General features: G+C 68.0%; 19 protein-coding genes and 1 pseudogene. 13 read left to right on the top strand and 7 right to left on the bottom strand.

Going from position 1 to position 18,018, the window contains the following annotated elements; all coding sequences use genetic code 11:
- Positions 1-24 precede the first annotated feature (24 nt).
- From AB0M51_RS41970 to AB0M51_RS41945, 6 genes are all read left to right on the top strand, one after another.
- Positions 25-492 carry a MaoC family dehydratase gene (locus AB0M51_RS41970; protein WP_363754499.1) on the top strand — a complete coding sequence of 156 codons (468 nt, stop codon included), beginning with the start codon at positions 25-27 and terminating at the stop codon, positions 490-492.
- A gap of 9 nt (positions 493-501) precedes the next feature.
- Positions 502-2,463 carry an AMP-binding protein gene (locus AB0M51_RS41965; RefSeq protein WP_363754497.1) on the top strand — a complete coding sequence of 654 codons (1,962 nt, stop codon included), beginning with the start codon at positions 502-504 and terminating at the stop codon, positions 2,461-2,463.
- Positions 2,463-3,626 carry an acyl-CoA dehydrogenase family protein gene (locus tag AB0M51_RS41960; protein WP_363754495.1) on the top strand — a complete coding sequence of 388 codons (1,164 nt, stop codon included), beginning with the start codon at positions 2,463-2,465 and terminating at the stop codon, positions 3,624-3,626. Before AB0M51_RS41965 ends, AB0M51_RS41960 begins: the two co-directional genes overlap by 1 nt.
- A gap of 12 nt (positions 3,627-3,638) precedes the next feature.
- Positions 3,639-4,523, top strand: coding sequence for a CoA ester lyase (locus AB0M51_RS41955; protein ID WP_363754493.1), 885 nt, complete (start codon positions 3,639-3,641; stop codon positions 4,521-4,523).
- A 17-nt stretch (positions 4,524-4,540) separates the two neighbouring features.
- On the top strand, positions 4,541-5,236 hold the full coding sequence (locus AB0M51_RS41950; RefSeq protein ID WP_363754491.1) for a GntR family transcriptional regulator: 696 nt from the start codon (positions 4,541-4,543) through the stop codon (positions 5,234-5,236).
- A gap of 85 nt (positions 5,237-5,321) precedes the next feature.
- Positions 5,322-5,714 carry an alpha/beta hydrolase gene (locus AB0M51_RS41945; RefSeq protein ID WP_363754489.1) on the top strand — a complete coding sequence of 131 codons (393 nt, stop codon included), beginning with the start codon at positions 5,322-5,324 and terminating at the stop codon, positions 5,712-5,714.
- Between the two features lie 22 nt (positions 5,715-5,736).
- Here AB0M51_RS41945 and AB0M51_RS41940 read toward each other — a convergent pair whose 3' ends face one another.
- Entirely contained in the window at positions 5,737-6,543 is an 807-nt protein-coding gene (locus AB0M51_RS41940) for a CoA ester lyase (protein WP_363754487.1), read from the bottom strand.
- Between the two features lie 67 nt (positions 6,544-6,610).
- Between AB0M51_RS41940 and AB0M51_RS41935 the strand changes: the two genes are divergently transcribed.
- Positions 6,611-7,402: an electron transfer flavoprotein subunit beta/FixA family protein gene (locus AB0M51_RS41935; protein WP_363754485.1), complete on the top strand. Its 792-nt coding sequence runs from the start codon at positions 6,611-6,613 to the stop codon at positions 7,400-7,402.
- Positions 7,403-7,412: 10 nt separating this feature from the next.
- Positions 7,413-8,378, top strand: coding sequence for an electron transfer flavoprotein subunit alpha/FixB family protein (locus AB0M51_RS41930; protein ID WP_363754483.1), 966 nt, complete (start codon positions 7,413-7,415; stop codon positions 8,376-8,378).
- Between the two features lie 360 nt (positions 8,379-8,738).
- Here AB0M51_RS41930 and AB0M51_RS41925 read toward each other — a convergent pair whose 3' ends face one another.
- From AB0M51_RS41925 to AB0M51_RS41915, 3 genes are all read right to left on the bottom strand, one after another.
- Positions 8,739-8,894: a hypothetical protein gene (locus AB0M51_RS41925; protein WP_363754481.1), complete on the bottom strand. Its 156-nt coding sequence runs from the start codon at positions 8,892-8,894 to the stop codon at positions 8,739-8,741.
- Positions 8,895-8,968: 74 nt separating this feature from the next.
- Positions 8,969-10,009, bottom strand: coding sequence for a CaiB/BaiF CoA-transferase family protein (locus tag AB0M51_RS41920; protein WP_363754479.1), 1,041 nt, complete (start codon positions 10,007-10,009; stop codon positions 8,969-8,971).
- Positions 10,010-10,041: 32 nt separating this feature from the next.
- On the bottom strand, positions 10,042-10,845 hold the full coding sequence (locus tag AB0M51_RS41915; protein ID WP_363754477.1) for a hypothetical protein: 804 nt from the start codon (positions 10,843-10,845) through the stop codon (positions 10,042-10,044).
- 213 nt (positions 10,846-11,058) lie between these two features.
- On the opposite strand from AB0M51_RS41915, the gene AB0M51_RS41910 reads away from it, so the two are divergent.
- From AB0M51_RS41910 to AB0M51_RS41890, 5 genes are all read left to right on the top strand, one after another.
- Entirely contained in the window at positions 11,059-11,379 is a 321-nt protein-coding gene (locus AB0M51_RS41910; protein ID WP_363754474.1) for a zinc-binding dehydrogenase, read from the top strand.
- Positions 11,380-11,501: 122 nt separating this feature from the next.
- Positions 11,502-12,410 (top strand): helix-turn-helix transcriptional regulator, encoded by a 909-nt coding sequence (locus AB0M51_RS41905; RefSeq protein ID WP_363754471.1) that lies wholly within the window; start codon positions 11,502-11,504, stop codon positions 12,408-12,410.
- A 150-nt stretch (positions 12,411-12,560) separates the two neighbouring features.
- Entirely contained in the window at positions 12,561-13,499 is a 939-nt protein-coding gene (locus AB0M51_RS41900) for an alpha/beta hydrolase (RefSeq protein WP_363754468.1), read from the top strand.
- An 84-nt stretch (positions 13,500-13,583) separates the two neighbouring features.
- A complete protein-coding gene (locus AB0M51_RS41895; protein ID WP_363754465.1) occupies positions 13,584-14,213 on the top strand; it encodes an SDR family oxidoreductase in 630 nt (209 codons plus the stop codon).
- A 918-nt stretch (positions 14,214-15,131) separates the two neighbouring features.
- The gene (locus AB0M51_RS41890) at positions 15,132-16,049 is read left to right on the top strand and encodes an FUSC family protein (RefSeq protein WP_363754462.1); all 918 of its coding nucleotides are present in this window, start codon (positions 15,132-15,134) and stop codon (positions 16,047-16,049) included.
- Positions 16,050-16,211: 162 nt separating this feature from the next.
- Here AB0M51_RS41890 and AB0M51_RS41885 read toward each other — a convergent pair whose 3' ends face one another.
- The 3 genes and pseudogenes from AB0M51_RS41885 to AB0M51_RS41875 form a co-directional block, all read right to left on the bottom strand.
- Positions 16,212-16,388: a hypothetical protein gene (locus tag AB0M51_RS41885; protein WP_363754562.1), complete on the bottom strand. Its 177-nt coding sequence runs from the start codon at positions 16,386-16,388 to the stop codon at positions 16,212-16,214.
- 158 nt (positions 16,389-16,546) lie between these two features.
- Complete coding sequence (locus tag AB0M51_RS41880; protein ID WP_363754560.1) at positions 16,547-16,957, bottom strand: hypothetical protein; 411 nt, start codon at positions 16,955-16,957, stop codon at positions 16,547-16,549.
- Positions 16,920-17,165, bottom strand: a pseudogene (locus tag AB0M51_RS41875) (maleylpyruvate isomerase N-terminal domain-containing protein); the annotation flags it as partial. The gene AB0M51_RS41880 and the pseudogene AB0M51_RS41875, both read right to left, overlap by 38 nt.
- Between the last annotated feature and the right edge of the window lie 853 nt (positions 17,166-18,018).

The following is an 18,018-nucleotide window of genomic DNA, read 5'->3' as shown; positions in this document are numbered from 1 at the left end:
ACTGAGAGAGCTGGAGGTAGTCCGATGGCGGGCCTGTACTTCGAAGAGTTCGAGCCGGGGCAGGTGATCGAGCACGTCACCCGGCGGACCGTCACCGAGACTGACAACGTCCTGTTCAGCTCGCTGACGCTGAACCTGGCACCGTTGCATCTCGACGCCGAGCACGCCGCGCAGAGCATCCACGGGCAGCGGTTGGTGAACAGCCTGTTCATCCTCGGGCTGATCTGCGGCATCTCCGTCCCGGAGACCACCCAGGGCACCACCCTGGGCAACCTCGGCTTCTCCGAGATCAAGTTCCCGAAACCGGTGTTCCACGGCGACACGATCCACGTCCGGACCGAGATCACCGGCAAGCGTGAGTCGAAGAGCCGCACGGACTCCGGGATCGTGTTCTTCCGGCATCTCGGCATCAACCAGCGTGATGAGATCGTCTGCGACGCACATCGCACCGGGCTGATGATGAGGCGCCCGGTCGCGGTGGCCGCGCAGTAGGCAGCCGACATGGATATCGACCTCTTCGGCGCGCCGGTCCGGCCCGCGTGGATACCTGGGAACGCCGACCGTGACCGCAGCCGGTTGCTCCAGGCAATGAAGAATTGGGGCTACCCGGATCTGGCGGCTCTGCACCGTGCGTCGATCGCCGACCCGGAGACGTTCTGGCGGGCCGTGGTCGAAGACCTCGGCATCGCGTTCGACGTACCGTTCGAGCGGGTTCTCGACGACAGTGCGGGGAAGCAGTTCCCTCGATGGTTCGCGGGCGGGCGGATCAACGCGGCCGAGCTGTGCTCGCATCGGCACGCCGCCGGTCACCTGGCGGACAAAGCGGCCGTCGTCTACGAGGGAGACGCCGGCCAGCGCCGGTCGCTGACCTTCCGCGAACTGGACCAGGAGGTACGGCGGTTCGCGGCAAACCTGACGGCGCTCGGTGTGTCCCGAGGCGACCGGGTCGTGCTGTTCGTTCCCGTCGTACCGGAAGCCACTGTGGCGTTCCTGGCCTGCGCGATGATCGGTGCGATCACGGTGCCGGCGTTCACCGGGTACAGCGCCGACGCGCTCGCGACGCGGCTGCGGGACTCCGAGGCGGTGGCGATGATCACCGCCGACGGAACCACCCGGCGGGGCAAGCGGGTCGAGTTGAAGGCCACCGCCGACGAGGCGGCGGACTCGCTCGGGCCCGACGCCGGGCTGCGGCACATCGTGGTGGTCCGCCACCTCGGCGATCCGGTGCCGATGCGCGACGCCCGGGACGTGTACTACGACGAACTGGACGCGGACCCGCGGCCGGTCGAGACGGCCGGCACCGAGTCGAACGACCCGCTGTGCATCGTCTACACGTCCGGTACGACGGGCAAGCCGAAAGGCATCGTGCACTCGCACGGCGGGCTCGGCGTCAAGGCGGCGGTCGACTTCGGGTACGGCTTCGACGTCCACTCCGACGACGTGATCGCGTGGATCAGCGACATGGGCTGGCTGGTCGGGCCGCTGATGATCATGGGCGGCCTGCAGTTGGGGGCGACGATCGTCCTCACCGAAGGCTTGCCGAACTACCCGTCACCCACGCGGCTGTTCGACATCGTCACGCGCAACCGCGTGACCTTGCAGGGCGTCGCACCGACCGCGATCCGGGCGGTGGCGGCGAACTCGTCCGACGCGGACTTCGGCGACCTGTCCAGCCTGCGGGCGTTCGTGTCCACGGGTGAGGCCTGGGACGAGCCGACGTGGTGGTGGCTGTTCGAACAGGTCGGCGGGAGCCGGCGGCCGATCATCAACTACAGCGGCGGGACCGAGGTCGGCGGCGGTCTGCTCGTCGGGTACCCGTTCCTGCCGATGGAGGCCGCCGCGTTCAACGGTCCGCTCCCGGGCATCGATGCGGCGGTACTCGATGCGGCCGGGCAACCGATTGTCGGCGACGTCGGGGAACTCGCCGTACTGAACACGTTCCCCGGGATGACGCATGCGTTCTGGCAGGACGAGGAACGGTACCTGGAGACGTACTGGAAGACCTGGGACGGGATCTGGCACCACGGTGACCTGGCGAGCGTCGACGCCCGCGGGACCTGGCGGATCCACGGCCGGTCCGACGACACCATCAAGGTCTCCGGACGGCGGATCGGGCCCGCGGAGATCGAGACCGCGCTGCTCAAGGATCCCCGGATCGTCGAGGCCGCGGTGATCGGCGTACCCGACGAACGACGTGGCCAGCGGGTCGTCGCGTTCGCCGTACTGCGGGACGCCGCCACCGACCACGACGACATCGTCGCGACCGCGGAGGCCAATGTCGGCCGCTCGTTCGCGCCGGCGGTGTACGTCGTCAACTCGTTGCCCAAGACCAAGAACGGCAAGATCATGCGCCGCGCGATCCGTGCGCGCCATCTCGGGTCACCGGTCGGGGACATGTCGTCGCTCGACCCGGCGACGCCGCTCGAGGACATCCCCCTCGGTACCGGAACAGGAGAGCAGTGATGACGCAGCAGGACGAGACCGACCTCGAGGTGGTCCAGAAGGCGACGCGGGAACTCGCACGGAAGTTCGGCTACGACTACTGGCGTGAGAAGGACAAGACGCACACGTACCCGTGGGAGTTCGTCAAAGCCTTCGCAGCCGGTGGCTGGCTCGGCGCGCTGATCCCGGAAGAGTACGGCGGACTCGGTCTCGGGCTGGCCGAGTGCGGCGTGATGATGCAGGAGATCGCCGCGTCGGGGGCAGGGATGAGCGGCGGGTCGGCCGTGCATTTCTACGTGTTCCCGCCGGCGCCGATCATCCGGTACGGCTCGGAGGAGATGAAGCGCGAGTGGCTGCCCAAGCTGGCGGCCGGCGAGATCCTGATGGCGTTCGGCGTCACCGAACCGACGGCCGGTGTCGACACCTCGCGGATCACCACCAAGGCGGACAAGGTCGACGGCGGCTGGGTCGTGAACGGGCAGAAGGTCTGGATCACCAACGCGCAGAACGCGCACAAGATCCTGCTGCTCGCCAGGACCTCGCCGCGCAACGAGGAGAAGCCCCTCGACGGTATGACGTTGTTCTTCACGGATCTGAATCGCGAGCGGATCACGGTGCGCGAGATCGAGAAGCTCGGCCGGGCCGCGATCGATTCCAATGAGCTGTTCATCGACAACCTGGAAGTCGCGGACCACGAGGTGGTGGGCGAGGTCGGTCAGGGCTTCCGGTACCTGATCGACGGATTGAACCCCGAGCGGGTCGTGGTCGGTCTCGAAGGCGTCGGCCTGGGTCTCGCCGCGCTGGAGCTGGCGACGAAGTACGCGAAGGAGCGGGTGGTCTTCGACCGCCCGATCGGGAAGAACCAGGCCGTCGCGCATCCGCTGGCGGACTCGTGGATCCGGTTGGAGGCGGCCCGGCTGGCGGCGATGCACGCGGCGGAGCTGTTCGACAACCACCAGCCGTGCGGCAAGGAAGCCGCGATGGCCAAGTTCCTCGGCGCGGAGTCGGGCTTCGAGGCCTGCGACCGGGCGATGTCCACGCACGGCGGCTACGCCTACGCGAAGGAGTACCACGTGGAGAGGTTGTGGCGAGAGGTCCGGCTGCTTCGCAATGCGCCGTTCTCGCAGGAGATGGTGCTCAACTACATCTCGTCGCAGGCCCTCGGTCTGCCGCGCTCGTACTGAGAGGTGGGGCAGATGAAGCCGTACCGTTCGATGCTGTTCGTGCCGGGGCACAAGCCGACCTGGGCGGAGAAGGGCATCGCGTCCGGCGCCGACGCGCTCATCCTCGATCTCGAGGACTCGGTACCGCCGGCCGACAAGGACGCGGCGCGGATGACCGTCCGGGAGACGATCGGCCGGTTGCGCGAGACCGGTGTCCGGGCCGACATCTGGGTCCGGCCGAACAGCGCGGACAGTGGACTGCAGGGCGCCGACCTCGAGCAGGTCGTCGTACCACGGCTGGCCGGCCTCTTCCTGCCGAAGGTGTTCACCGCGCGAGAGGTCGTCGGGATCGACGCCGTGGTGTCGCACCTGGAGGAGCGCGAGGGACTGGAGCACGAGTCGGTCGGGCTGATCATCAGCTACGAGACCGCCGTGTCGATGGCGCACTGCGAGGAGATCGCGGCCGCCGCGCCGCGGATCGCGAGTCTGCTCGGTGCCACCGGGCCGAACGCGGACGTGGGTCGCGAGCTCGGGTTCGAGTTCACGCCAGCAGGCCTCGAGACGCTGTATCTACGGAGCCGGATCGTACTCGCGGCGCGGGCGAACGGCCTGCACCATCCGGTCGCCGGTGTCTGGCAGGACATCGCGGACCTGGAGGGGTTCCGGCGCTTCGCGGAGGACAACCGGCGCCTCGGCTACCGCGGCATGGTGGTCATCCACCCGTCCCACGTCGCGCCGTCGAACGAGGTGTTCACGCCGTCGGACGAGACCGTGGACTTTTACCGGCGGCTCATCGACGCCTACCGCGAGGCTGAGGCGCGGGGGAGTTCAGCGGTTGACTTCGAGGGTCAGCACATCGACCTCGCGCATGCCAAGACCGCCGAAGGGGTGCTCGCGCTCGCGGACTCCCTGCGATGAATCGAAGGAGCTGATCGATGGCCCGCTCGCCGGGTCCGGCCGGACTGCCGGACGTCGTCGCGGCGTACGTCCGTGAGCTGATCCTGTCCGGTGGCGTCCGCCCGGGGGAGTTCCTCCGCCTGGAGCCGATCGCGACCGCGGTCGGAGTCAGCAACACGCCGGTACGCGAGGCGCTGCTCGCGCTCCGCAACGAAGGTTTCGTGACGCTGGTACCGCGCCGTGGGTTTCAGGTCGAGACATTCAGCACGGGCGACGTCCACGACATCTTCTGGGCGCAGGCGAAACTGGCCGGTGAGCTGGCTGCGCGCGCGGCGCGGCGGATCGGACGGCCGGAGCTGGCCCAACTGGAGGCGGTCTTGGTGCAGTACGAGACGGCAGTCGGGTCCGGCGACGACGAACGGATCGGGCACTACGGGCACGCGTTCCACCGGCAGATCAACCTGGCCGGTGGATCCCAGCGTCTGGCGCTCGTTCTCGGCTCGATCGTGCAGCATCTGCCGAACCGGTTCTACGCCACGATCGACGGGCACGTGGAAGCCACTCGCGACGACCATCGCAAGATCTTCGATGCCTTGCTGGCCGGCGATCCTCACGAAGCGCGGAGACTGACCGAAGGACACATCCTGTCCAGTAGCGGTCATCTCGTCGACCTGCTGCGCCGGCGTGGTCTGTGGGCGGACGACACCGTGAGGGGTGCTGCCAGTACCCCCTGACAAGAGGATCTTTTCCGCTCTGCCGCGAGTCGGCAGGATCCTTGGTGTCACCGTAACGAGACCAAGATTTCAGAAGCGAACAACAGTGCAAGCCATCACCTTTCCCAACGGCCCGATCAACATGGCGGGCAACCTCTACCTTCCGGCGGACTTCGACCCCAACGGCAGCTGCGCGGCGATCGTCACCGTGCACCCCGGAGGCGGAGTGAAGGAGCAAACGGCGGGGCTCTATGCCGAGAAGCTGGCTGCGCAGGGCTTCGTGGCGCTCGCGTACGACGCGTCGTACCAGGGTGAGAGCGGTGGCGAGCCGCACTTCCTGGAGGGCCCGGTCGCCCGTGTCGAGGACGTCAATGCGGCCGTCGACCACCTGCAGTCCCTGGCGTACTCGACCGGATGGCACCGGCGGATGGCACCGGCGGCGGACATCGGACTTACTGGCGTTAGGGGCTGCCGAGATCTCTTGCCGCCGCACGCCTGAGACGACGGCTCTGGCACCCGGCTCAGTTGGCGCCCTGTCGGAGAATGCGGCGGGCGCGATCGATCACTGGCTTGTCGACGAGTTGTCCGTTCACGGTGGAAATACCCGAAGGGCCGAGCGCGTCGACGACTGATCTGGCCCACTCGACCTCGGCGGCGGTCGGCCGCAAGGAAGCCTTGGCGGCGGACAGCTGATTCGGATGGATGCACAGCTTCCCCGCGAACCCCAGCCGCCGGGCGTAGCGCACATCGTCGGCGACCTTGGCGGAATCGCGCACGTCGGCGGTGACCCCATCGACGGGACCCGGCAATCCGGCCGCCGCGGAGGCGAGCACAAGCGCCGTACGCACCCCCACCAGCGCTTCCCGATCCGCGGGATCAATGCCCAGTTGTGCGGCGAGGTCGAAGCTGCCGAACGCGAGTCGCCGTACCGCGGTGGCGCCCGCGACAGCCCGTGCGTTCAGGACGCCCTCGGCCGTCTCGACCAGCGCGATCACCGCGGGAACCCGTCGGCCAACCTCCGACACCGCCTCGGCTGATTCCGCCTTCGGCAGCATCACGATCGGGGAGTACGGCTCGATCGCCGCCAGGTCGTCGGCGTACCACCCACTCGCTGGTGCATTGATCCGGACTGCACACCTGCGATGGCCGGCCAGCCAACGGACGACCTCGTCCCTGGCAGCACCCTTCCGCGCGGCGGGAACCGCGTCCTCGAGATCCAGAACGACCAGATCAGGATCCGCAGCGACGGCCTTGGCGAACCGATCCGGACGGTCACCGGGCACGAACAGCAGAGTGCCCGCGTTGGCGGCAATGGTGGTCGGCGTCACTGTTGCACCTCCTCGAGACAAGAATATATTATATTTGCCATCGTCGAACGGGAAGGTCCCACACGCTATGAAGATCGTCGTCTGCGCGAAGTTCGTGCCGGATGCTACTGCGGACCGCCGCTTCCGCTCGGAGGACAACACGGTGGATCGTGCCGGTGTCGACGGGCTGCTGTCCGAGCTGGACGAGTATGCCGTCGAGACCGCGCTGACCGTGAAGGAGGCCGGCGATGCCGAGGTGACCGTTCTCACGGTCGGCCCCGAGCAGGCCGCCGACGCGGTGAAGAAGGGCCTGCAGATGGGTGCCGACGCCGGTGTCCACGTGATCGACGACGCGATCCACGGTTCGGACGCGGTCGCCACCTCGCTGATCCTGTCGAAGGCGCTGGCCAAGCTGGAGGCCGACCTGGTCGTGTTCGGCATGGGGTCGACCGACGGCGGTATGGGTGTCGTGCCGGCGATGGTGTCGGAGCGGCTCGGGCTGCCGGCGGTGACGCTGGGCTCGGAGGTGACCGTGGACGGTCAGACCGTGCGGATCCGCCGCGACGGCGACACCGCGAGCGAGACGATCGAGGGCACGCTGCCGCTGGTGCTGTCGGTGTCGGACCAGGCCAACGAGCCGCGGTACCCGTCGTTCAAGGGCATCATGGCCGCGAAGAAGAAGCCGGTCGAGACGTGGTCGCTCGCGGACCTGGAGCTGACCCCGGATCAGCTGGGCCAGGTGGGCGGTTCGAGCGCGTGGACCGAGGTGGTCGAGGTGACCGCCCGTCCGGCGCGCACTGCCGGCACGATCGTCACGGACGAGGACGGCTCGGGTGCCGGGCAGCTCGTCGAGTTCCTGTCCACGAACAAGTTCCTCTGAGGGGCGCGTAATGTCGAAGGTTCTGGTTCTCGTTGACCACACGGACAATCCAGGGGGCGCGGTCCGCAAGACGACCGCCGAGCTCCTCACGATCGCCCGCCGGCTCGGTGAGCCGGTCGCGGTGTTCATCGGCTCTGAGGCGCAGGCCGCGTTGCCGGCGCTGGGGCAGTACGGCGCGACGAAGGTGATCGCGCTGTCCGACCCGGAGCTGTCGCAGTACCTGGTGGCGCCGAAGGCCGAGGCGCTGCAGCAGATCGCGGCGAAGGTCGAGCCGTCGGCGATCCTGATCTCGTCGAACGCCGAGGGCAAGGAGATCGCGGCCCGGCTCGCGGTCAAGCTGGACTCGGGTCTGATCACCGACGCCGTCGACGTACAGGCCGGTGATGGTGACCCTGTCACTACCCAGTCGGTGTTCGCGGGCAACTTCACTGTGCGGGCGAAGGTGACTCACGGGACGCCGATCATCACCGTGAAGCCGAACGCCGCGACCCCCGAGGCTGCGGAGACGTCGCCGGAGGTGGAGGCGTTCGATGTGACGATCTCCGACGCCGCGAAGACGGCCCGGATCACCGAGTCGAAGCCGCGCGCGGCGACCGGCCGTCCGGAGCTGACCGAGGCCGCGATCATCGTGTCCGGTGGTCGTGGTACCGGTGGTGACTTCGGTCCCGTCGAAGCCTTCGCCGACTCCCTCGGTGCCGCGGTCGGCGCCTCCCGCGCCGCGGTCGACTCAGGCTGGTATCCGCACGCCTACCAGGTCGGCCAGACCGGCAAGACGGTGTCGCCGCAGTTGTACGTCGCGGCGGGTATCTCGGGCGCGATCCAGCACCGTGCGGGCATGCAGACCTCGAAGACGATCGTCGCGGTCAACAAGGACCCCGAGGCCCCCATCTTCGAACTGGTCGACTTCGGCGTCGTGGGCGACCTCCACAAGGTCCTCCCGACCGCCACCGAAGAAGTAACCAAGCGCAAGTCGTAACAGCCCGCTCCCACCCAGCGCAGCCCGGCCCCGGGCCTCCGCATGTCCGCGGTTGCTGCCAGCAACCTTCTCCCGGCGCCAAACCGAAGAACGCCGCAGGTCTGTGTGGCGAGCCGTCCACGGACTGAGAAGCATCATGATGCCCGGCCGAAACGCTGGTCACCCAACCGGGCATCCCCCCTGGTCACCGAGACCAGGAACCGACCCCAACAGTCGACACAACCGACTGCGCTGACGTCGACAAGCAGCGCTCCAGGAGTCCTCCGGAGCCTTTGGGCTCAGGTGGTGGCTCTGGGAACTATCCAGTACGACGGTTCAGTGACCGGTGAGGAAGCTGACCTCGTCTACCCGCCGCCCGCATCACGTCTCCGACGATGGAACCGGCTTCCGACGCGACGTTGAACCCGCGCTCGACAAGGCTGGGTCCAGATAGCGCGAGGGCTCGGAATCGTCGACCCCGATGATGGCCTGTCGCTCTGGAACGGGTGCGCCGAGTCTGCGGGCGTCCGCCAACACTCGACTTGCTGACTACCTCGGTCGGGGTTGTCCACCGAGATTGCCACCCACGGGGAGTGCTGATCCCGGCCGGGTCAACCGTGCTGGACTGTCTCCGATCCTGATATCGGTCCGACGAACCGCGGAGCCTTGCCGGGCTGGATGGACGACCCATCGGTGACCACGCTCCCGCGTGTGGCCAGATGCGGATGGCCGGCCGCCTCGCGGAGGCCGAGCACCGGCGCCACGCAGGCGTCACTGGTCGCGAAGTGCCGGGCCCACTCGTCGCGGGTCCCGGTACGGAAGGCTCCGGCGAGTAGTTCACGCAGCCGCGGCCATTGCTCTGTGTCGTTCTGGTCGGCGGGGTCGAACTCGTTCCTGCCGATTCCGAGCTCGCGCAACAGCGTCGCGAAGAACTTGTTCTCCAGGGCACCGACCGACATCCACTGCCTGTCCGAGGTCTCGTAAACGGCATAGAACGGGCTCGCACCGTCCAGCGTGTTGGTGCCGCGGGCATCGTTCCAGCGACCGGCACCGAGCATCGAGTACGTAGCCGCGAGGAGATGGGTGACGCCGTCGACCATCGCAACATCCACGACCTGTCCGCGTCCGGTCCGGGACGCTTCGAACAACGCGCTCAGGGCACCGATCACCGCATACGCGCCGCCACCTGCATAGTCGCCGATCAGGGGCATCGGCACCTGCGGCGGTGCGCCGGCAGCCCCGGTCGCCCCGAGCACTCCGGTCAGCGCCAGATAGTTGATCTCATGCCCGGCCGTGGCCGACAGCGGACCGTCCTGTCCCCAGCCGGTCAGCCGCACGTAGACCAGGCGAGGGTTGTGCTTCAGCGCCACGCTCGGACCGACGCCAAGCCGTTCCATCACGCCTGGGCGGTACCCCTCGAGGAGCACGTCCGCATCCTCGACCAGCCGGAGCAGGGCCGCGGTACCGTCTGGATCCTTGAGGTCGAGCACGGCCGACCGCTTGCCGCGGTTGAGTACATCTTGGTCGGGCGGCGCCGCACTCAATTCGGACGGCACCGGCCGGTCGACCCTGATGACGTCGGCGCCGAGGTCGGCCAGCGACATACCGGCAAATGGCGCCGGCCCGATGCCCGCCAGCTCTACCACACGCACGCCGGCCAGCGGACCGCCTGCACCCGGCCGGTTCATACGCACCTTGCCCGGCCTGGCCAGAGCTCGCCGCGGAGCTCAACCTTGCTGATCTTGCGGGTCGCGCCTTTGCGCACATCGTCGATGACGATCACCTGGTCGGGCACCTTGTAGCTGCCGAGGTCGGGGCACCCTGCGATCACCGCCTCCAGAATCAGCTCGCTGTCAGCTATCAGCGAGCTGATCACGTCCTTACCCATCCCGTCAGCTTCGAGCGTTGGCCGAGGGCCGGCGGCAGAATGGCGCAGCCGACCTCGTGTCACTTCGGAGCCGGCACGCCGACCACGGCGGCGGCGACTCCCGGCGCGGCGGTCAGCACTGCCTTGACCTCCGCAGTGTAGATGTCCTCGCCAATGCGACCGGCGGTGCCTGACCGGCCATAGAGTCGTGACCTGTGCCATGCCTATGCACATGGTCGGCCTGCCTTCCGCAGCGCGGCGGTAGCGGTCTCGTCGATCGGTAGACCCCCGGGATCCGTCCCCGGGGTCTTCCACCAGGACCACGCCGTAGTCACCCGCGGCTCCTTCGATGCTGACGTACTCGTCCCGAGCGTTGCGCAGCACACGCTCGGGATCGCGCTCGAACGGGTCGCCCCAACTCCCGCCGCCGTCGAAGATGCCGGTGCCGTACGACATCCGCCCGACCACGATGCGCTGCGATACCGCAAGGTCGAGTTTGAGGTCGAGGGCCCGGCTGTCGCGGACGGTCAGATCGTGGTCGGCGAAGGCTCTGGCCACCTGGTCACGGGCAGCGTCGAGGTCGGTTGTCTCGAAGAGCAGGCGCCGTGCCGTCGGTGTCATCGTCAACTCCCTCTCCATCAGGCTGACAAATGTATAATATACAAACCATTGTGTTGTAGGGAGAGGTTTATCGGCCGCCCTCGGGTCGGGGACGCGAGGCGGAGCTGGGCCGGTGATTTCTGGATTTCGAATTCTGGGTTCACCTCCGTCCGGCCCGGAAGCCTGGCAGCACTGGCGCACGACCATGATCGCCATCGCCGCCCGCTCGTGCGATTGCTGGTCGAGCTGCGTTACCGTGCCGTGGCGACGATCGGTTGCGGCACCGGGACTGCATGGGGCGGGATCAAGAGGCTGGGGAACATCGGCGACAGCATCATCGCGGTCTTCGGTCAGGGACCCGTGGGACTGTCTGCCACGATGTTCGCCGCGGCGATGGGTGGCCGGATGATCGCGGTCGTCGTCAAGCCGGCGAGACTGGCGCACGCGCAGGGACTGGGGGCTGACGAGATCGTGAACCCGGCCGAGGCGGCCGTGCCCAATGTGGTTGCTGACCTCACTGGTGGTCGCGGCGTGGATGTGGTGATCGAGACCTAGGGCACGGGGAAGATCTTCCGGCAGGAGCTTAAGGCCCTCGAACGACAGACACGGGCTCGCCGACTCCAGGGGTGGGCTGCCGGCACGTGCCTTCCACTACCCCGGCTTCCTAGTCTTGATTCATGGATGTCGCGAAACAGGTCAGGGAGTTCTTGATGACCCGGCGGGCCAAGGTCACTCCGGAGGATGCAGGGCTGCCGCCGGGCGGCGGTAAGCGCCGCGTCGCCGGCCTGCGCCGCGAGGAAGTTGCGGTACTCGCCGGGGTGAGCACGGAGTACTACGCCCAGATCGAGCGTGGTGATATCGCCCGCGCCTCGGAGGAGGTACTGCATGCGATCGCCTCGGCGCTGCGCCTCGACGACGTGGAGCGCCAGCACCTGCTGGACCTCTGCCGCGCCGCTGGGTCGAGGACTCGCCGGCCACAGCCGGCGAGCAAGGTGCATGCGAACGTGCAGCAGTTGATCGACGCGATGCCGGGGCTGCCGGCCTCGATCCAGACCGGACGCCTCGATCTGCTGGCCACGAATCGGTTGGGCCGTGCGCTGTACGCGGAGATCTACGACCGGCACACGGGCAAAGGCGTGCCGAATCTGGCCCGGTACCTGTTCCTCGACGAGCACAGCCGAGAGACGTTCCCCGACTGGGATTCGGTCGCGGAGGACGCGGTGGCGACCCTGCAGACAGAGTTGGTTCGCGAGCCGCACACGAAGGCGTTCGTCGAGCTGATCGGACAGCTGTCCACCCTGAGCCGGGAATTCCGCTCGATGTGGGCGGACCACGACGTCTCCGCTCACCGGCGCGGGAAGAAGCGCATCCACCATCCGCTGGTCGGCGAGGTCGTTCTCAACTACGAGGCGCTGCAGTTGCCCGGTGCTCCGGGACTGCAGATGGTGACGTTTCTCCCTGAGCCGGGCTCGCCAGCCCAGGAGGCGTTGGGGCTGCTGGGCAGCTGGAGCACACCGGCGGTCAAGGCCTGCGTCGACCCGGAGCCGGTCGATCTGGGGCACGGCGACGAGACCTCGCAGCGCTAGGGGTGGGCCAGCGGCACGTTCCTCGAGCAACGCGAGGTTCGTAGCGTTGAAGACGTCGGCAGGAGCACAGCGCCGAAGCTGATCAGAGCCCGCGCACCCGAAAGTGCGCAGTGAGACCACCAATGAGAACGCATTCTGCAGGAGCACACGATGCCGAACATCGAGCATGTCAAGATCAAGAACCGCGCCATGTCCTGGGACATCGCGGCTGACATCTACTTCCCGCCGAACTTCGACCAGACCAAGCAGTACCCGACCATTGTCATCGCCCACCCCATCGGGTCGTGCAAGGAACAGACCTCCGGTGAGATCTACTCCGCGCAACTCGCCGAGCAGGGCTTTGTGACCCTCGCGTTCGACGCGTCCTTCCAGGGCGGGTCCGGCGGCGAGCCGCGCGCCATCGAGGATCCGTCGCTGCGTGTGGAGGACTTCCGCCACGTGGCCGATTACCTCGCCACCCTCCCGTATGTGGATGCGGATCGCATCGGCCTGATCGGCATGTGCGGTGGTGGCGGGTACGCCATCAACACCGTCTTGACCGAGCGCCGCTACAAGGCCGTCGCCACGATCACGGGCGCGAACTACGGGCGTGTACTGCGTGAGGCCGAGGGGTCGGCCGAGGCCGTGATCGCGAAGCTCGAGGAGATCGGCGCGCAGCGCACCGCCGAGGCCCGCGGCGCGGACTGGCAGGTCGACGGCGGACTCCCGGAGTCGGTCGAGCAGGCCAAGGAGTGGGGCATCACCGACGTCGACATCCTGGGTGCGACCGAGTACTACAAGACGGACCGTGGCGCGAAGCCGAACGGCACGAACCGCACGCTGCGCTCGCACATGGGCGTCGCCTACGGCTGGGACGCGTTCCACCTCGCCGAGGAGCTGCTGACACAGCCGCTGCTGGTGATCGTCGGCGATATTCCCGGCGGCTTCGGTGCGTACCGTGACGGTCATGAGATCGTACGCCGCGCCCGCTCGGAGAAGAAGGAGCTCGCCGTGATCAAGGGCTGGTCGCACTACGACCTGTACGACAAGGACGAGCCCGTCGCGCAGGCGATGGCCAAGCTCGCCCCGTTCTTCACCGAGAACCTGTAAACCTGCTGGCTTGAGGTCGTCGGGGTCGCCGCCGCACACGGCGGCCCCGATGCACCGCCCGCCGCGTCTTCGAAAGGGGTCATCATGACCAATGTTCTTGTGCTCGGCGCGTCCGGGCAGATTGCCGCCTGGGCCATCGACATGCTCGCCGCCCAAGGGGCAACACTCACGCTGTTCGCCCGGAACAAGCACCGCATCGCCAACGTGCCCGAGGGCGCGAGGGTGATCGAGGGCAGCGCCGACGACCGCGCAGCACTCGCGGAAGCGGTGCGTGGGCAGGACATCGTCTACGCGAACCTCGCCGGCGACATCGCCGAGCAGGCCAAGGCCATCGTCGACGTCATGGAGGCCGTGGGCGTGAAACGCCTCATCTTCGTGACCGCGCTGGGCATCTACCAGGAAGTGCCGGGCGAGTTCGGGCGCTGGAACCGTGCCACCATCGGTGCGTCCACCCTGGACACGTACGCAGCCGCCTCTGACACGATCGAGGCATCGTCCCTGGACTACACCGTGCTGCGGCCGGCATGGCTCTCCGACGCCGACGAGGTCTCCTACGAGACCACGCAGCGCGACGAGCCCTTCAAGGGCACCACGGTGTCGCGCAAGAGCGTCGCCGCGCTCGTGGCCGACATCGTCGCGCACCCGGCGAAGCACGTGCGGCAGAATCTGGGTGTGAACAAGCCCGGCACGGACGGCGACCGGCTCATCTGGTAGCAGACGGCAACCAAATCTCCGAGCCTCGGCCTCCGGAGGATCACGACATCCGAGGAGAGGACCCGAGGCACGTGCCCGAGAAGAATGGTTCAGGATCCTCGGTCCGCCGCGCGCTGAGGTTCATCGGCTCGCCCGTACTGCTGGTCCTTGTGGTCGCGGTGGTCGGAGCGCCTGCGCTCGCGCTCGCATTCACCCCGTTCTCCGGCGGGCTCGCGTATGTCTTCGCCGGCGTCGTCCCCGGCGTGCTCGCCTCGCTCTACAGCCGGCGGCTCGCCGTCTCGGTGGTTGCGGGAACCGGGCTGCTCGTTCTGCTCGTCGAGTGCGCGCAACCGTACCCGTGGGCGGCGAGCGTGCTGATGATCGGCGTCGGGCTCGGGATCGGGGCCTGCGCGTTTCGGGGCTGGCACCTGCACTGTCGCAAGCCTGTATCGGGCCATCGCCGCGGGGCAGTCGCAGGACTCCGCCCTGCTCACGGCCGAGCGGAGCCTGGCGCTGCTGCGGCGTCACCGGCACCGCGAGCTGGACCGGCTCGCACAACTCGTTGCGCGCGGCGAGCAGATCGCCCAGCAGATGCGCGCACTCGACAACCGCGCCGACGACACGTCGATCCGCTGGAACGAAGCCGCCGGCGCACAGTTGACGGCCATCGCCGCCGCGGTCCTGAGGCCCCGCACCGGAAGCTCTCTTGTCGCCGCCTCATGGCCACCTGAGCCGGGAGACGCCCTCCAATCGGCCCTGTCGCGCACGGTGGACGCGGTCACTCGGATCGCCGCAGGCGGGGACGTCCCTGATGCTTCGGATCAGCGGCGAGTACCGGGCCCGGTCGAACTGATCCGCGGCGAGCTGCGGCCCGGGTCCCCGATCTTGCGCCACGCGGTGCGACTGGCGATCGTTTGCGTCATCGCCCAGGTCGTAGGAATGTCCGTCGGCCGGTGGCTCGGACCCGGGGCGTTCCTCGCCGGGCACGGCTTCTGGGCCGTCGTCGCCGCGGCGCTGATCGTGTTCCCCGACTACGGCTCCACGTTCGCCCGCGGTATCGGCCGTACGATCGGTACCGTCGCCGGCGCGGCCCTCGGTGTGGCGCTGTCCTTCCTGCCCGGGATCCCGGTGCTGCACGCCGTGGTGCTGCTGCTGCTCTTCGACGGCTACCTCGCGTTCCGTAGTTGCGGCCAGCCTTACACCATGTTTTGGGTCGTCGCGTGGATCGCCTCGCTGACCCCTGGCCCGCTGGGGGCGACCACCCGCCGTCTCGACACCGTGATCGGCTGTTTGCTCGCGTTCGCTGCCTATCTCATCGCGCCCACGTGGCAGCGCCGCCTGCTCACCGAGCGGCTGCGGGAGTGGGCACAGGCGACCGCTCGGCACATCGACGCACTGGTGCTGCTGTGGGCCGCCGATGATGAGACGCACCGACTTGCCGTCGCCCAAGCGGACGTCCGCGCGCGGCTGACCGGGCTGGAGTTCGCTGCCGCAGCCGGTAGCGCTCGCCATGAGCCCCGCGACCGGCACGGCCGCGGGGGCAACGACGCGCTCGACCCTGCCGTCCACACCGTGACGAGCGCGAGAGCTCAGATCGCCGCGCTCACCGCCCTCGCGCCGCTGTGGAGCATCGACGAGCGCGCAGACGCCTGCGCTCAGATCGAGGCCCTCTCTCGCGACCTCGACGTCCTCGCCAGAGCTCCCTCGCCCCTCTCGCAGGCACCTGGTCGCGGGCAGCCGGCACCCGCATCGGCGGCCACCGGGATCGACACCACGACAGCCCTGGAGCGACTGCGCACCGCCGTGACGGATCTGGAGCCGCTCGCCGCGGTCCAGGCAACACCAGGAGCGAGATGACCCACCGGACTGGCTCTCCGTCCGGCTCAGGACCGGCACGCAAGCCCGTTCATCGAATTCACCGGTGATCAGGAGAACCAGCCGGTCGCGGCGACTCGACGTCAGAACGAGCAGCAGCTGGTCTCGCGAGTCGTGATGTCCTGCGCGATCGTTCGGGAGCCCTTATCCAGTAGCAATCCAAGGGAGGGTCGGCGCCGGCCGCTCGATTCCTCGCAGTGCGGTGCCGAGGAGGTCGTCGAACTCGGCGACCCGCAGCGGCTGCTCGACGGTCGGCAACGTGCACGACGGCGAGACCCAGCTGTCCCCGGGCGGTCCGTTGGGAATGGTCTGTGCGCTCACCTTCGACGGTAAGCCTTTACCCGGGTACCGGATGCAAGTCCCATTTCGCGAGTGATCCGGAACGCACGCCAGGCGACGATCGTCCGCAGCCGATCCCGCGTTACGGCGCAACATCGGTAGGCGCACCGCCGATTCGAGGCTCGGGCACCGCAGGTGCTTCAGTAGCCAGGGAAGGCCGCGCGCAGAGTGCGCCAGGTGATCGGGCCGGTCAGGTCGGCCGAGTCCGGGGTGTGGTCCGCGTCGAGGCGGCCCGCGACCAGCCGTAGCCAGGCTTCGGCGGGCAGCGTCAGTGAACCGTCGGGCTGTTCTGCCGGAGTTCGGTCGATGCTGACCGGGTCGGCCAGCCGCAGCGCGAATTGCGTCGCCGGGTTGGTCGTGGCGACCGTCAGCGTGGCCTCCTGGCCGTTCAGGTTGGCCGGTCTGGTGATCCAGCCCAGATTGCTCGTAGCGATGTCGAGCATGTGCCGTACGGCTTCGGCGTCGAGGGTCGCCGTCGGATCCGCGGCGCTGCGCACGTCCCAGGAGTGGTACGTGAGCTCGCTGAGCCGCAGGCGTGCCACGGTCGCCACAGCGCGCCCACACCTTCTGGTTGAAGTCGCTCTCAGCCGTCTTGCCGTCGAGCGCGAGCTGGATCGTGTTGGTCATGATCTCCGCGCCGCTGCCGAGGTGACTCAGCACGGTCGCGATGTCCCACTCGCTCGCTGCTGACGGACCGGCCAGGGCTTCGTCGTCGAACTTCCGGACGAACTCGGCGAGCCGGTCGAACCCGGTGCGCAACGCGGCGATGACGATATCGGCGTTGCTCAAGATGTGCCTCCGCAGACAGGTCGCTACTACGCCCGATGAAGTGGACCGCCGCGGACGCGGCAAGATTCCCGCCGACTGCCAGGTTCGCCGGTGATCGGCACGAGAAGGGCAGAAGAATCGGGCGGCCAGGCTCGTGCCAGATCCTGGCCGGCGCAGAGATGGTCACCGAGATCCCGGCGCGCGGTATTGACCGAGTTCTCCAGTCAGGAGCGAAGCCGTGATGAAGCACATGCGCTCGTCCGGCCTGTCGGCGCACGAGTCCGCGGTCGTCCAGGGCTGCGACCTCGTGTCGAGTCGCCGCTCGTCGCGGTTGGCCACACGCCTCTGTCGCTTCGTGTGCGGGCGAGTGCGGCGAGCACCGGGCCGTCGACGGTCTGAACCACCGTGCTGAGTGGGTCGGCCATGTCCACGCCGGCAGTCAAGTACCGATGTCGGCAGTCAATTGCCGATCGTGGTGCCGGGGTACCGCTGGCGCACGGTAGGTCGCCATTCCGACCAAGAGTCTCTCGGCCGGCGTTGTCGCCAGAGATCCCGGCCGACGGCGTCGTCAACTCACTGTTTTACTCACCGGAATGAACGGGATGAGCTGAGGAACAGTGCTTCACAGTAAGTACTCTGTGTTGGAGAGCGAGCAGGTCAACGGCAACATTTGACCACTCATGCGAACCGTCGACAGACCTGGCGCGGTAAAGCGGGGGTTAGGGGTTCGAATCCCCTCACCGGCTCTCTGTGATGTCTCAAGACATCGGCGACAGGTGAACCCACGATTCGTGGGTTCACCTGTTCTTTTTGGGGACGGGGCCGGGTGGTCTGCCGGTGGGTT

Origin of the sequence: Kribbella sp. NPDC051137, assembly GCF_040682535.1 — a bacterium.
Lineage (GTDB): Bacteria > Actinomycetota > Actinomycetes > Propionibacteriales > Kribbellaceae > Kribbella > Kribbella karoonensis.
The sequence above is the reverse complement of the archived record's forward strand: the minus strand, read 5'-3'. Positions and strand labels throughout refer to the sequence as shown.